This is a genomic window from Glaciecola sp. 1036, assembly GCF_050306235.1.
GTDB lineage: Bacteria > Pseudomonadota > Gammaproteobacteria > Enterobacterales > Alteromonadaceae > Glaciecola.
Genome location: NZ_JBLWFH010000006.1, coordinates 38,149 through 53,830, shown reverse-complemented (window position 1 = coordinate 53,830; position 15,682 = coordinate 38,149). Strand labels below are relative to the sequence as shown.

At 40.0% G+C, this 15,682-nt stretch carries 13 protein-coding genes; 9 read left to right on the top strand and 4 right to left on the bottom strand.

What is annotated here, in order from left to right:
• Window positions 1-4: 4 nt before the first annotated feature.
• The 4 genes from corC to ACNKW3_RS10245 all read left to right on the top strand — a co-directional run bounded on the left by corC (window position 5) and on the right by ACNKW3_RS10245 (window position 5,458).
• Window positions 5-865, top strand: coding sequence for a CNNM family magnesium/cobalt transport protein CorC (gene corC / locus ACNKW3_RS10260; protein WP_427399207.1), 861 nt, complete (start codon window positions 5-7; stop codon window positions 863-865).
• Window positions 866-872: 7 nt separating this feature from the next.
• Window positions 873-2,408: an apolipoprotein N-acyltransferase gene (gene lnt, locus ACNKW3_RS10255; RefSeq protein ID WP_427399206.1), complete on the top strand. Its 1,536-nt coding sequence runs from the start codon at window positions 873-875 to the stop codon at window positions 2,406-2,408.
• Window positions 2,409-2,513: 105 nt separating this feature from the next.
• Window positions 2,514-3,710 (top strand): Na+/H+ antiporter NhaA, encoded by a 1,197-nt coding sequence (gene nhaA, locus ACNKW3_RS10250; RefSeq protein ID WP_427399205.1) that lies wholly within the window; start codon window positions 2,514-2,516, stop codon window positions 3,708-3,710.
• 77 nt (window positions 3,711-3,787) lie between these two features.
• On the top strand, window positions 3,788-5,458 hold the full coding sequence (locus tag ACNKW3_RS10245) for a SulP family inorganic anion transporter (RefSeq protein ID WP_427399204.1): 1,671 nt from the start codon (window positions 3,788-3,790) through the stop codon (window positions 5,456-5,458).
• Between the two features lie 20 nt (window positions 5,459-5,478).
• On the opposite strand, the gene dcd is transcribed toward ACNKW3_RS10245, so the two are convergent.
• Both dcd and apbC read right to left on the bottom strand, forming a co-directional pair.
• Window positions 5,479-6,069 carry a dCTP deaminase gene (gene dcd, locus ACNKW3_RS10240; protein ID WP_427399203.1) on the bottom strand — a complete coding sequence of 197 codons (591 nt, stop codon included), beginning with the start codon at window positions 6,067-6,069 and terminating at the stop codon, window positions 5,479-5,481.
• A 75-nt stretch (window positions 6,070-6,144) separates the two neighbouring features.
• Window positions 6,145-7,257: an iron-sulfur cluster carrier protein ApbC gene (gene apbC, locus ACNKW3_RS10235; protein ID WP_427399202.1), complete on the bottom strand. Its 1,113-nt coding sequence runs from the start codon at window positions 7,255-7,257 to the stop codon at window positions 6,145-6,147.
• A 98-nt stretch (window positions 7,258-7,355) separates the two neighbouring features.
• Here apbC and metG point away from each other — a divergent pair, with 98 nt between their 5' ends.
• Entirely contained in the window at window positions 7,356-9,383 is a 2,028-nt protein-coding gene (metG, locus tag ACNKW3_RS10230; RefSeq protein ID WP_427399201.1) for a methionine--tRNA ligase, read from the top strand.
• On the opposite strand, the gene ACNKW3_RS10225 is transcribed toward metG, so the two are convergent.
• On the bottom strand, window positions 9,376-10,170 hold the full coding sequence (locus ACNKW3_RS10225; RefSeq protein ID WP_427399200.1) for a class I SAM-dependent methyltransferase: 795 nt from the start codon (window positions 10,168-10,170) through the stop codon (window positions 9,376-9,378). The genes metG and ACNKW3_RS10225 overlap by 8 nt on opposite strands.
• Before the next feature lie 175 nt (window positions 10,171-10,345).
• On the opposite strand from ACNKW3_RS10225, the gene gloB reads away from it, so the two are divergent.
• Together gloB and ACNKW3_RS10215 are read left to right on the top strand one after the other, a co-directional pair.
• The gene (gene gloB, locus ACNKW3_RS10220; RefSeq protein ID WP_427399199.1) at window positions 10,346-11,113 is read left to right on the top strand and encodes a hydroxyacylglutathione hydrolase; all 768 of its coding nucleotides are present in this window, start codon (window positions 10,346-10,348) and stop codon (window positions 11,111-11,113) included.
• A 23-nt stretch (window positions 11,114-11,136) separates the two neighbouring features.
• Window positions 11,137-12,798, top strand: a complete 1,662-nt coding sequence (locus ACNKW3_RS10215) for a LysM peptidoglycan-binding domain-containing protein (RefSeq protein WP_427399198.1) — start codon at window positions 11,137-11,139, stop codon at window positions 12,796-12,798.
• Here ACNKW3_RS10215 and cysS read toward each other — a convergent pair.
• Window positions 12,795-14,180, bottom strand: a complete 1,386-nt coding sequence (cysS, locus tag ACNKW3_RS10210; RefSeq protein WP_427399197.1) for a cysteine--tRNA ligase — start codon at window positions 14,178-14,180, stop codon at window positions 12,795-12,797. The two genes, ACNKW3_RS10215 and cysS, sit on opposite strands and share 4 nt — an antisense overlap.
• A gap of 178 nt (window positions 14,181-14,358) precedes the next feature.
• Between cysS and ACNKW3_RS10205 the strand changes: the two genes are divergently transcribed.
• Window positions 14,359-14,853: a peptidylprolyl isomerase gene (locus ACNKW3_RS10205; RefSeq protein WP_427399196.1), complete on the top strand. Its 495-nt coding sequence runs from the start codon at window positions 14,359-14,361 to the stop codon at window positions 14,851-14,853.
• Between the two features lie 19 nt (window positions 14,854-14,872).
• A complete protein-coding gene (locus ACNKW3_RS10200) occupies window positions 14,873-15,604 on the top strand; it encodes a UDP-2,3-diacylglucosamine diphosphatase (RefSeq protein WP_427399195.1) in 732 nt (243 codons plus the stop codon).
• The last annotated feature ends 78 nt before the right edge of the window (window positions 15,605-15,682 follow it).

The window sequence follows — 15,682 nt, the reverse complement described above, 5'->3', positions numbered from 1 at the left end:
TAAAATGAGCGAAGACAATCCCCACTCTAGTAACGGTTCTTCAAATAAAAGCTGGTTTGAACGCCTGTTCAATAGCTTTAAAGGAGAACCGCAAAACAAAGAAGAGCTTTCTGAAGTAATTTCAGATGCAGAACAAAGAGAGCTTATCGATCCCCAGACCAAAGAAATGATTGAAGGGGTGATGATTGTCAGCGAAATGAAAGTCCGCGACATTATGATCCCACGTGCTCAAATGATTACCATAGACGTGGAACAGAGTTTAGAAGATTTTGTTCCTATAATGCTTGAATCAGCACACAGTCGTTTTCCAGTGATAAATGAAGATAAAGATCACATCGAAGGCATATTACTAGCCAAAGACTTACTTTATTTCGCATTTAATAAAGACGCTGAGATATCGCTAAAATCTCTGTTAAGAGAAGCCATAATTGTACCCGAGAGTAAACGCGTCGATGTTCTGTTGAAAGAATTTCGACAGAAACGTTATCACATGGCCATTGTGGTGGACGAATACGGCGGAGTGTCAGGTCTTGTTACCATTGAAGATATCTTAGAGCTCATTGTGGGTGAGATCGAAGATGAGTTTGATGACGAAGAAGACGAAAACGACAACATTCGCCCGTTGAATAAATACACTTATTCAGTAAAAGCCCTCACCCCAGTAGATAGTTTCAACGAATTTTTTGAAACCAACTTTAATCAAGAAGAATCTGATACTATCGGCGGTGTAGTATTGCGCGCGTTTGGCCATATGCCGAAAACGGGTGAAAAAGTTAAGGTAGAAAATATTGAGTTTGAAGTGACTACTTCTGATCAACGTCGCATTTTGCAATTAAAAGTATATCTACCTGAATTGGAGAATTAACCTGAAGATGTTCATGACCAATGGACTTGTGTTTCTTCTAGGCGCAATTCTCACCTTTGCTTTTGCGCCCTTTAACTTTTGGTTTCTTCTCTATCCAGTGCTTGTCGCTTGGCTAGTGATCAGCATTAAATGCTCGAAAACACCGTTTTGGACCTCTTGGTGGTTTGGTTTTGGCTACTTCGGAGCAGGTATTTCTTGGGTTCATGTCAGTATAGCGACTTTCGGCGGATTGCCTCTGGTTATCTCTATCCTAATGATGGCAATCCTTTGTGGCTATTTAGCACTTTTTCCAGCGCTGTTGGTTTGGGCTTGCAACAAGTACATACAGATTCGTTTATGGCCTTTGATTCTACCTTTTGCTTGGTTAATCATGGAGTTCTGCCGAGCCCACTTTCTCACCGGATTTCCATGGTTGTCCATCGCTTACAGTCAAATAGACTCCCCGCTTCAAGGGCTATTCCCAATTATCGGCGAAATTGGCGTTAGTGCGATCATCATTTGGTTAGTAAGTTCAATCGCTTTGTTAATCAGTGAGAAGCAGATAAAGCAATTTTTGGCCACCTTGTCTGCTATCGCCTTAGCCATATTTTTCTCAAACCAATTAACCTGGATAAAAGACACTGGGCAATCTAAAACTATCACCTTGGTACAAGGTAATATTGAACAAAGCATTAAATGGCAACCTGAGCACGACAAGCCCACCATTGAAAAATATAAAAAACTTACGTCCGATAATTGGGACAGCGATCTGATTGTTTGGCCTGAAGCTGCTATTCCCGTATTGGAATCGCTTCCGTTGGGACACACCACGCTTGGCGAACTTGACGCAATGGCTGAAGAGCATAATACCGCAATCATTACAGGTGCCGTGGATTACAATTATAAGAGCAAAGAGTCATACAATTTTTTAATAGCGCTAGGTATCGATATACAAGGCAAGAATTCAATGCCATATTACTATCAACATCAAAATAGATACGCCAAGCATCACTTACTGCCCATTGGCGAATTCGTCCCTTTTGAAGATATTTTGCGTCCCCTAGCACCTATGTTTAATTTACCAATGTCATCGTTTAACCGAGGTGACTATGTGCAACCTAATTTGCTAGCTAATGGCTTAGAAATTGTGCCAGCATTATGTTATGAAATCGCTTTTCCTAATCAAATCAGAGCGAATATTACGGCCACATCTAATTTGATACTGACAGTCAGCAACGATGCTTGGTTTGGTGACTCACATGGGCCTCATCAACATCTTCAAATTGCAAGAATACGCGCTCTTGAATTCGGCTTACCATTAGTGAGAGCAACGAACACTGGTGTGACCGGTGCGTACGATGCAAATGGAAAATTATTAGGTAAACTAGCGCAATTTGAAGCTGATACACTGACTGTGCAAGTCCCCTTGGTAGAGGGTTTAACCTTTTATCGCAATTACGGAAATTGGCCGAGCATGTTATTTTTCGGGCTATTGAGCGCGGCCGCATTTGCATTGCAATATGGCCGATCAAAAAGGCCGTCGACGCAAGACACTGAGAATTGAACTATTCAAAGTGATTCGCGTATTATTCGTAGTTAAATTATTGAATATCCACCCTCTAAAGTTGTACTTGGCTTTGCCCTTGGATTAGGAAAATATGGAGTTTATATGATAGACAATTTTAAGAAACTTATTCACCACGATGCTGCTGGCGGAATTATTTTAGTGTTCGCTGCTGCACTTGCCATGCTCATGGCAAACACCCCTTTGAATAGTTTCTATAATGGTTTGTTCAATGAAACTCATATCGTTGTCATGGTAGGTCCCTTAGAAATAGATAAGCCGCTTATTCTTTGGGTAAATGATGGATTAATGGCGATTTTCTTCTTTATGGTTGGTTTAGAAGTCAAACGAGAGATCCTCGAGGGGCACTTACAATCAAGAGAACAAATTGTAATGCCAGCAATAGGCGCCATTGCAGGTATTATAATGCCAGCACTCATCTATGTTGCCTTTAATATAGATGAACCTATTGGCATTAACGGATGGGCCATTCCCGCTGCGACCGATATCGCTTTTGCCTTGGGAGTCTACAGTCTTTTTGGACGAGTGCTTCCTGTCACTTTAAAACTATTTTTACTGTCAGTGGCAATATTTGACGATATTGGCGCCATTATTATCATCGCCCTCTTCTATTCAGCAGAGCTCAGTACTCTGTCGTTGATAATTGCGGTTGTGGGTTTGTGCATACTCTTCATATTTAATCGACTAAAAGTCAAATCTCAAGGAATGTACATTATCGTGGGAGTGATAATCTGGGCCGCAGTACTAAAATCAGGCGTTCACGCAACCTTAGCGGGCTTTGCAATGGCACTATTCATTCCTCACAATGGTAAAAACCGCAGTGGACAAATAATGCTACATCATCTTGAGCACAAGCTACATCCATGGGTATCATTCGCCATTTTACCTATTTTTGCCTTTGCAAATGCAGGAGTGACATTAGTGGGCACTACTGCTGACCAAGTATTTAATCCTATTGTGATCGGCGTGATGTTAGGTTTATTTGTTGGAAAACAAGTAGGTATCTTCGGCGCTTGTTACCTAGCGGTTAAATCAGGCTTTGCCAAATTGCCAGCAGGCGTTACTTTTCAACAACTCTATGGCGCTTCGATTCTATGCGGCATAGGGTTTACAATGAGTTTATTTATAGGCTCTCTGGCATTTGAAACCGCCAGTCCTGACTATTTGAACAGTGTAAAAGTAGGTGTGTTAGCGGGTTCAATTATTTCAGCGATACTCGGTGGTATTGTGATTTCAAAATCCGCAAAAAAACATACTCCAGTACCGCCTGAAACAGTTTAAATGCATGAATACCTTGCTCTTTCTTTGTTAAGAAAGAGCAAGGTCAATGAAAAACATAACGATAGAAGAGTTCAGCAGTGCAAATCTTTAATCTGATTAATACTAAAAACCTTAAAGGTGACATTATGGGCGGTCTTACCGCCGCTATAGTGTCTTTACCCTTAGCCTTAGCATTTGGAGTCGCCTCAGGCGCAGGCGCTGAAGCTGGTCTTTATGGTGCAATTATCATTGGATTTTTTGCGGCACTGTTTGGGGGTACGTCAACGCTTATTTCAGAACCCACAGGCCCCATGACAGTTATCATGGCATCAGTTGTCACAGCTATGATATCTCAGTACCCCGAACAGGGTTTGGCCATGGCATTTACCGTAGTCATGATTGCCGGTATTACTCAGATTATTTTTGGTGTATTAAAACTAGGCAAATACATAACCTTAATGCCTTACAGTGTAGTTTCTGGCTTTATGTCGGGTATAGGCTGTATATTAATAATTATGCAGTTTGCTCCTGCAATTGGAGCGGAGTCTCCCAAGGGCGGCGTTACCGGTGCGTTTTTGGCACTCCCTGACACCCTAAGCCAAATAAATTTTGTTGAAACCGCCATGGCGTTGGCCACTTTAGGCTTGATATTTTTTACCCCAAGAAAAATTAAACACTTCATTCCACCTCAATTGATTGCATTGGTAGTAATATCCGTAGTTGCTTACTACTTCTTCGGTAATACCGAGATAAATCGCATTGGTGAAATTAATGTCAGCCTACCAAGTCTGGTAATACCAACATTTGAACCATCACAATTACAAACCATGATCCTCGACGGTATAGTGCTAGGTATGCTTGGGTGTATTGACTCAATGTTAACCTCAGTTATTGCTGATAACCTTACCCGCACCGAACATAAATCCGATAAAGAACTTATTGGACAAGGCGTTGGTAACTTATTTTCAGGACTTTTAGGTGGCTTGCCAGGCGCAGGTGCAACTATGGGGACAGTGGTCAATATTCAAACTGGCGCTAAAACTGCTTTATCAGGGTTAACTCGGGTCGTCATCTTGGTGGTAGCTGTTTTCGGCGCTTCCAACTTAATTTCTGAAATACCTATCGCTGTGCTTGCTGGAATTGCAATCAAGGTAGGTATTGATATCTTAGATTGGAGCTTTATTAAAAGAGCGCACAAAGTATCCAAACAAACCAGTATCATTATGTATGCTGTATTATTACTAACGGTATTCGTCGACTTAGTCATCGCTGTTGGTATTGGCGTGTTTATCGCAAATATCATCACCATTGAAAAACTCAGTGTTTCACAAGCTAAAAATATTCGCGCTATCAGTGATACCGATGGACGCTTACCGCTTAATCTAAGACAGCGTGCATTATTAAACCAAGCGAAAGGTCGAATTCTTTATTTCTATCTGAGTGGAACTATGATTTTTGGCGTATCTAAAGCCATATCAAGAGAGTTAGGGGCGTTAGGCGAACATGAGGTAGTGATTATCGATTTGTCTGATGTTTCTTACTTGGACGATACCATTGCATTAACCATTGAAAATTTGGTCAAAGATGCGCAACAGGTAGACAAACACATTATTATGATAGTGAACAATAAAGAGTCTCAACGTAAGTTAATGCGCATGGGATATGAAAACTTAATATCAGACACTGATTTTATTAACGACAGAACGCAAGCATTAGTAGCTGCAAACAAGCGAATTCAAGCAGATGAAGCTTTCGCTATGCATATTTGACCATTGGTTATAAACAAGCTTTATTCTTTGTTATCACCGCTAATGCGACTTGCAATGGCGCCATCTTGATTACGATACTTGGCGTCATTACGTGCGTTGTATGGCTTTTCACAATAATCACTGAGTAGCTCAAAACTTAAAGCACCGATCTTCATGCCTGCACGTAAAGCTAAGGGCAATTTTCCTGAATTAAAAAACTCTAACACTATGTTACCAGACCAACCTGGATCAATTCTGTGTGCAGTAACATGTACCATCAATCCCAAACGCGCTAAGGATGATCTACCATCCAGCCAACCCACCATATTTGCAGGTAAAGTGATAGATTCTTGGGTAATAGCCAGTGCTAATTCGCCGGGATGTAAGAAAAATGCGTCATCCCCAGTTAATTCAATTTCATCACTCATCACTTTATCAAGAGCTGCTTGAACTTGTGACTTGGGTCCACTTAAATCTATGTAAGGCGCAGCATGGTCTTCAAACACACGGAATTTATTTCCTAGGCTGACATCCACAGTAACACCGCTGATTTTGGTTAAATCAGGCTGCGGAGAAATACCAATTTCACCTTTTTCTATGTATTTAACAATGTCCTTGTCGCACAAACGCATATTGAGCTCTACTAATATCTAAGGGGCTTGAATTATGCTCAAAGCCAGCACGGGTTGCAACCATATTCCTCTGAGTTAACTCAATTGAGTCACCGCAATACCATTAGGATCATTTTGCACCAAGGACGCTAATTCCACTTGATTCACTAAATTAATACTCAAATTTGCCGCCGCGTCTAGATAGTGCTGGCAAAGTGGATCTTCTGGATAAAGAGTGAAAATTGATTTGCCTTGGTCAGTACATTCTCTGATTTTCAGATTTAAGGGTAATTCAGCTAATATCGGATATTTATAGCGTTCAGCCAATTTACGCCCTCCACCCAAATCAAAAATAGGTGTTTCTTTCTCACAATGAGGACAAACAAAACTGCTCATGTTTTCAACTAAACCCAATATTGGAATTTCTAGCTTTTCAAACATAGCAATGCCTTTGGCGGCATCTGCCACCGCAATATCTTGCGGCGTGGTCACAATCACAGCGCCGGTCAATGGCAATTGCTGCGCCATTGTAAGCTGAATATCACCAGTACCAGGGGGCATATCCACAATAAGATAATCCAACAAGGGCCATTTGGTCTCATTAAGCAACTGCTGTAAGGCTTTACTCGCCATAGGACCTCTCCAAATGGAGGCATGATCGTTTTTAACCAAGTAACCAATAGAATTTGAAACTAAACCTAATGCCTCAATAGGGTACATGGTTTTGTTATCCGGGCTTTTAGGAGACGCATTTTGTGTACCCAACATTATAGGCACTGAGGGACCATAAATATCAGCGTCAAGCACTCCCACTCTTGCACCCAATTGCTTTAATGCTAGAGCCAAATTGATAGCCGTAGCCGACTTTCCTACCCCACCTTTACCAGAGGAAACCGCAATAATATTTTTTACGTTTGTGATAATGGGCTTAAGAGTGTGAAAGATGGGAATATTGGATTCAATTTCAACATCATTAGTGCTAGCAACTAATCCATTAGAAACTAAGTTATCAATAATTTCTGAATGTGCAGTTTTGTAAGGTAAAGGAAGTTTGATTTTGATTTGATTATTCGAATGTTGTACCTGAACTAAATCTGTTTTCTTAATGGCCAGTAGCGCACAAATGGCATGCTTAATTTTTTCGCAATCCTGCTTGCCTTCCGACAAATTCTCATTAGGTTGCTTTTTTTTGTCTTTTTTGAAAAACATAGTCACTCTAATTCGTTTAATAAGTGCATTATCTAGCTGTTTGGGCTAATATCTGCGCCTATTATAAACACTAATCGGATTAAGGGATATTTCGCAATATGCAACAACCAAAGCGCCGAATTCTAGTCACTAGCGCACTCCCCTATGCTAATGGTTCTATTCATTTAGGTCATCTATTAGAACACATTCAAACAGATATATGGGTACGTTTTCAAAAATTACGAGGGCATGAATGTTACAGTGTTTGTGCCGATGATGCTCATGGCACGCCAGTAATGTTGAAAGCACAAGAGCTAGGAATTAGTCCAGAGCAGATGGTTGAGCAAACCCGCCAAGAACACGATCAAGACCTTCGTGATTTTTTTGTGGATTATGATAATTATTATGTCACTCATAGCCCAGAGAACAAAGAATACTGCGAATTAATTTACAATCGATTAGACAATGCTGGTTATATTTCCAAAAGAACCATCAGCCAGCTATATGATCCAGAAAAAAACATGTTTTTGCCGGACCGTTTTGTAAAGGGTGATTGCCCTAAATGCGGTGCTACAGATCAAAATGGTGACTCTTGTGATGTTTGTGGCTCAACTTACAGCCCAACAGAAGTGAAAAATCCGCGCTCTGTGGTCTCTGGTGCAACACCTATTCTGAAAGATTCTGAACATTTCTTTTTCGATTTACCCAAGTTTGAAAACATGCTCAAGGAATGGATTCGATCAGGCGCAATTTCTAATGAAATGGCTAATAAACTGAACGAATGGTTTGAGCAAGGACTACAGCAATGGGATATCAGCCGAGACGCCCCCTATTTTGGGTTTGAAATTCCTGGCGCGCCAAATAAATATTTCTATGTTTGGGTAGATGCTCCAGTAGGCTATATGGCGAGTTTTAAAAACTTCTGTGATGCCAATGGTCTTGATGATACTGAATTTTGGAAAGCGGACTCAGATACCGAGTTATACCATTTCATCGGTAAGGATATTACTTATTTCCACTGCTTATTCTGGCCAGCCATGCTAGAAGGCGCTCAAATGCGCAAACCTACGGGTGTTAATATTCATGGTTTTGTCACCGTTAACGGTGCAAAAATGAGTAAATCTCGCGGTACATTCATCAAAGCACGGACATTTTTAGACCATTTACAACCTGAATATCTTCGTTATTACTTTGCGAGCAAACTTAGCGACAGCGCAACTGATATCGATTTGAATTTCGAAGATTTTGTACAAAAAGTAAATTCTGATTTAGTCGGAAAGGTAGTCAATATCGCTTCAAGATGTGCTAGCTTTATCACCAAAAAATTTGACGGTAAATTATCAGACAACATCATTGAGCCAGAATTATTAGCCAGTTTTCAGCAGGCTCAAACCTCTATTGCAGAAGCTTTAGAAGCCCGTCAATATCATAAAGCCATTCGCGATATCATGTCCCTTGCTGATAAAGCCAATCAATACATAGATGCTCAAGCGCCTTGGGTAACCATTAAAGATCCTGAAAAACAAACGCTAACTCATGATGTTTGTTCTTTGGGAATTCATTTGTTCAGAATTTTGATGGTGTATTTGACGCCAGTAGTGCCTGAACTCTCGGCACAAGCTCAAGCATTCTTAAACGACAGTTTTAGCTGGGATAGCGTAAACCAAGTAAAAACTGGGCATACAATAAACAAGTTTAAGGCATTAATGCAACGGGTGGATGCTGACAAGGTAGCGGCTATGGTTGAAGCAAGTAAAGAAAATTTACAAGCCAAAGCGACTCCTGTGTCATCTGGCCCGCTCATTGATGAACCCATTGCACCGACGATTACATTTGACGACTTTGCCAAAATTGATTTAAGAATCGCGAAAATAGTCAAAGCCGAAGCGGTTGAAAAGGCCGATAAATTATTGCGTTTAGAGTTAGATATAGGTGGAGAAACTCGCCAAGTGTTTGCTGGGATTAAGTCTGCTTATGCACCAGAAGATATACAAGGAAAGTTAACTGTGATGGTAGCTAATTTAGCACCAAGAAAAATGCGTTTTGGCGTCTCAGAAGGCATGGTATTAGCCGCTGGTCCCGGAGGTTCTGACTTATATATCCTTGAACCTTCTGAAGGTGCAAATCCGGGTATGCGCGTTAAGTAAGAGAATCTTCGTTTTGCTTAGACTGGTGATTTAGCGCCACAGTCGCTGGTCTAGGCTTAAATTTAGGGTTTATTTGCCATTGCTTTTTAATAGGTGACAAAGGAACTTCTCGTTTTTTTGCTACCAAAATATACATAGAAGAGAACCAAGGTAAATAACGCTTACAGAACCCATTTAATTTCTGATCTAACTTGCTAAAAAACGGCCTATTTTTACCAAAACTGACGCGTGTAAATAACGACGAATAGACAATCTGTTCCTGTTTAACAACGTCAAAGTCCAATAATTGTAACCAGTCTTTAATTCTTGCTGAAGTGAAAAAACGCCCTTGATGTAATAGATTTCTTCTATTAATCGGCAAGTATTTAAATATACCCGCCAGACTAAACGGATTAAATCCCGCAATAATTACTTGCCCATCTGAGGTTATGGCTCTATCTATTTCTCGAATGATTTGATGAGGATCTTGAGCAAAATCCAATTCAGCTAACACAACGAATGCGTCGACACTGTTATTCTGAAATGGTAATTGACAAGAGCGTCCTACGATATGAGCGTCAGTCGTCGGATTCAACGCAAAATTTACTTTTTCTTTGATTGGGCAAGACTTAAGATTCAGTTCATTGGTCAAGCCGCCTAGTTTGACTAAGTAGTAACCAAAAACTCTTTCAATAATAGGCGCAAGGGCGAGCTCAAGTTCTTCACGAACTCGACTTCCCTGACTTAAATTATCCCAAGAATCTGGGTAAATAGGCCGTTTTTTTCGTTTTGCGTCTCTTAGCAGCATGAGTTTATGCCTAACACTCTAGGAACTTAGCAAATCATTAACATTTATTGATACTAATCTATTTAACTTAAAAGCTCAAAGTTCTCAGAGCGTTATCAAGAATTAACGGAATTAGCCAGAAAGCTAATTTTGCTGTTAGAATAACTTCCAACATAAATATCAGTAGCTAGGCAATATGCTCAACATACACCCTATTCGCGCCTTATCGGATAATTATATCTGGTGTATATATGACGGAAATTCTGCAGTAGTAGTAGATCCAGGTGACTCTGTGCCTGTGATAGAATTTTTACTGGAAAAACAGCTTAAATTAACGGCTATTATTATCACCCATCACCACTATGATCACACAGATGGAATAGATGGGTTATTAGACAAATACCCTAATATTCCAGTGTATGGGCCGCAAACCCCTAAAATAAAACAAATTACTAAAGACTTGAAAGAAGGTGATAGATTATCGCTATTAGACAATCAATTGTGCTTAAACGTTATGGACGTTCCGGGCCATACGCTAGATCATATTGCATATTATAATAATGAGCTGATATTCTGTGGAGATACGTTATTTTCAGCGGGTTGTGGTCGAATGTTTGAAGGCACGCCAGAGGTATTCTGGAGTTCTCTTAAGAAAATCAAACAATTACCCAAGCACACAAAAGTGTATTGTACCCATGAATATACTCAAGCAAATATTAGATTTGCCAGTGAAATAGATGCCGACAATACACTACTAAATTCGTACAGTGATTGGGTATCCGAAAAACGATTAAAAGATGAAGTAACGCTACCATCCAACTTAAAACTGGAAATTGAAATTAATCCATTTTTAAAATGTGATAATGAGGAATTTGTACAACATCTTAAACAGCAATTTGAACTTGCAGATGTAAATCCCGTCCAAGTGTTCAAATTACTGCGTAAAGCAAAAGATAATTTTTAGATAACGAGAATAAAAGCAACAATATGGAAAAAATTCTTAGCGTAATTATAGGATTGGCGTTTTTATCTGGGTGCGTCAACACTCAACAACAAGCAGAAAATACAATTGCAAATTCAGCGGTTGTTTATACCTCTGAAATTGTTTGCCACGATCCTGCATCAAATGATGAAACAGCTGCCGACTGCAGTACAGCAGACGAAGGCGTAACCCCTGTTATTCATCCTGTTGAAGAAATCCCACTGCCCCAATTAGTGGGTAGTTCGTCAGAGCAAAATGATGACCAATTAAACATCACCGAAGAAAATCTATGGCAGTATATTGCCAATAAATTGGAATTTGAAGTTCCTGATGATCAACAACGGGTTGATTGGCAAAGAGATTGGTATTTAAAGCACCCTAAATATATGCAACGAGTATCCAATCGCGCAACGCCATTTTTGTACTATATTGTTAAACGTTTAGAAGAGGAAGATATTCCTTTAGACATCGCTCTGTTACCTATTGTTGAAAGTGCCTTTGATCCCTTTGCTTATTCTCACGGCCGCGCATCTGGCATGTGGCAATTTATTTCTGGCACAGGTAAGCGCTATGGCATGAAACAAACTTGGTGGTATGACGGTAGACGTGATGTCATCGCCTCCACAGAAGGTGCTATTGGTTATTTAAAATTCTTAAATAAAATGTTTGATGGCAATTGGTTACATGCGTTGGCGGCTTATAATAGTGGTGAAGGCCGAGTGTTAAGAGCAATCAAAAATAATAAACGTGCTAACAAACCTACTGACTTTTGGTCATTGAGTTTACCCCGAGAAACCCGTGCCTATGTTCCTAAATTATTAGCCTTAGCAGACATACTAAAACAGCATGAAAAATATGGATTTGCTTGGCCTGAAATCGAAAACACTGCAGTTGTGGATGTGGTTGAAGTTGACCGCCAAATTGATTTAGCAAAAGCTGCTACATTAGCAAACTTGACCACAGCCGAACTTCAAAGTCTAAACCCAGGATTCAATCGCTGGGCCACTGATCCTAACGGCCCACATCATTTATTACTTCCTGTAGATCGGATTGAAGACTTCAACCTAGCGTTAGCTGACATACCTGATAATGAATTACTAAGCTGGGCTCGACATGAAATCCGTTCTGGCGATAGTTTAGGGGTGATCGCAAATAAATATCACACCTCGGTAGATGTGATAAAACAAGTAAACAACCTAAGATCTAATCGCATCATTGCAGGAGAGCATTTACTGGTACCAATTGCTACCCAGTCGTTAGATACTTATGCGTTGTCAGTAGATCAACGAATCCAAACTAGGCAATCAAAAGAATTTGGCAAACATAGTAAAGACTATATAGTAAAATCTGGTGATACCCTTTGGGATATAGCAAGAGCAAATAAGGTAAGTATTAAAGAAATAGCCAAATGGAATGGTATTTCCCATGCGGATCCGCTGAAAATAGGAACCAAATTGGTTATTTGGTCCGACGTACCTAGCCAAAATTCAAGCGGCATTACCCGTAATATTCATTACAATGTTCGGTCAGGGGATTCCTTAGCTCGCATCGCCAATAAATTTAACGTTAAGGTAAATGACATTGTAAAGTGGAACAGTTTGCAAGGACAAAAGTACTTGCAACCTGGACAAGTACTTAAGCTAATTGTTGATATTACTAAGACTTAAATTTTACGCCAGCTCGTGCCTTGAGGACCATCTTCAAGCACTACTCCTAGCGCGGTCAGTTGATCTCTGGCCGCATCAGCTTTCGCCCAATCTTTGTCTTTTCGAGCCTGATTTCGTTGTTCGATCAGTTGCTCAACTTGAGTTGCAAAGGCATCATCTTGGTTTGAACCACCTTTCAGATATGCATCAGGTTCTGACTGTAACACCCCTAGGATCGCGCCTAGATTTTTCAACACATAAGCAAGTTTAGGAGCTTCTTGCGTATCGGCTTTATTTATCGCTCGCGCCACGTCAAAGAGCACAGACATTGCAACTGGCATATTAAAGTCATCGTTCATAGCTGCTTCAAACTGACTCAAATAATTACCATAAGCGAGATCTCCGGTTGAAGGTATCTCTACTCCTCTTAACGCGGTATACAAACGCTCTAAGCTAGCTTTTGCCTGATCGATAGTGTCCTGTGAATAGCTTAATTGGCTTCTGTAATGTGCAGACATTAAGAAAAATCTTAGGGTTTCTGCATCGTGTTTGGCTAAAACATCTCGCAAAGTAAAAAAGTTGCCTAATGATTTAGACATTTTCTCATTATCGACTTGCACCATACCCGCGTGCATCCAAGTATTCACATATGGGGTATCAAAAGCACAGCAAGACTGAGCAACTTCATTTTCATGGTGTGGAAAAATCAAATCTGATCCCCCACCATGAATATCAAAATGTTTTCCTAAGTGCTTGTAATTCATCGCAGAACATTCGATATGCCAACCTGGTCTTCCATTTCCCCAAGGAGACTCCCAATAAATTTCATCTTCTTTGGCCGATTTCCATAATACAAAATCAAGAGGGTCTCTTTTATCATCGGTAGTTTCTACTCGAGCACCGGCTTGTAATTGTTCTAAATTCTGGCGACTTAGCTTACCGTAGTCACTGAATGCTTTAACACTAAACAATACATCGCCACTAGGGGCAACATAGGCATACTCTTTGGCAATTAAGGATTCAATTACCGAAATTATTTCAGGTATGTGTTGCGTTACCTTAGGTTCGATATCAGGCTCAAGCAAATTCAGTGCAGCGAAATCATCATGCATCATAGCAATGGTTCGCTCGGTCAGTTGCTCAGGGGTTTCGCTGTTTTCAATAGCACGCTTAATAATTTTGTCATCAACATCAGTAATGTTCCTGACATACTTTACCTGATATCCCAAATGACGAAGGTATCTAACTACAATATCGAACGATAAATAAGTGCGAGCATGGCCCATATGACAGAGATCATAAACTGTAATACCACAGACATAAAGTCCGACTTTTCCAGCTTGGATTGGTGTAAAGGTTTGTTTTTGTTTAGTTAAGGTATTATAGATTTGTAATTCTGACATTAAACACTAGCAGTAATTAAAAGTGGGTAAATTCTAGCATTTAGATTTAGGTCTAGGCTAGTGAGTTTTGACATCAAATTTTTAAATTAGCCATAACGGCAACAACATCTTTACCTTTTACATAGCTTATAGTTGCTGTATTATTCGCACACCTTTTTTATCCAAACAAGAGACTAACATGGTTGTTTTGCAAACAAATTTTGGTGACATTAAAATCGAACTGAACGCCGAAAAAGCGCCAAAAACTGTGGCTAACTTTTTGAGCTATGTAAACGATGGATTTTACGATAATACGATTTTCCATCGTGTAATCAGTAACTTTATGATTCAAGGCGGTGGCTTTGAACCTGGCATGAAAGAAAAAGCAACAAAAGCTCCCATTGAAAACGAAGCTGATAATGGCCTTTCAAATAAAAAAGGCGCAATAGCAATGGCTCGTACTAATGATCCTCATTCTGCTACTGCGCAATTTTTTATTAATGTCAACGACAATGCTTTTCTCAATTTTTCTTCTCCTAATGCCCATGGTTATGGTTATTGTGTATTTGGCGAAGTCGTTGAAGGCATGGATATCATTGAAAAAATTAAAACTGTTGAAACAGGGCGTTCTGGCTACCATGATGACGTGCCGCTAGAAGATGTCGTTATTGAAAAAGCGGTTTTTGTAGAATAATTTTTTAATAGGCAGTTCTTTGTCAGATACCACGTTTTTTATATCAGACCTGCATTTGAGTGATGATCGTGATGACATCACTCAATGTTTTGCATCCTTTATGCAAAATGAAACCCAACAGGCCTCTGCCCTATACATTCTAGGCGATTTATTTGAAGTATGGATAGGGGATGACAACAAAACACCCTTTAATCAAGAGATTGCAAGCATTATCAAATCGGTAGCAACACGTATCCCTGTATATTTTATCCACGGAAATCGAGACTTTGCTATCGGTAAAAACTTTGCTGGCGAAGCTGGCATGCAAATATTGCCAGAACAATCTGTTATAGATTTATACGGTCGAAAAACCCTCATCAGCCATGGTGATGAGCTTTGTACACGCGATATTGAATACATGAAATTTCGAAAAAAGTCCCGCGGTTGGTGGTGGCCGAAATTAATGTTGTCTCTACCCCTTAGCTGGCGCCGAAAAAAAGCCGAAAGTGGTCGAAATTTAAGTAAAAACAATAAATCAAAATTAGCTGTTGAGATCATGGATGTTACCAAGAGTGAAGTAGACGAGGCTATGCGCAAGGCCCAAGTAGACCTCTTCATCCATGGCCACACACATAGACCTAAAATTCATCAATTTCAATTAGATGGAAAGCCAGTTGAGCGCATAGTGCTGGGCGATTGGTACGACCAAGGCTCCATTTTACGCGTATCTCCGAACAGTATGAGTTTAGAAACACGCCCATTTTTTAAGTAGTAGGGCTTTCTGGGACGAAAGCGAAACCGGATAAAAAGTCTTTAAAAATACCCCGTTTTGTTTAATAATTTGCGGCTT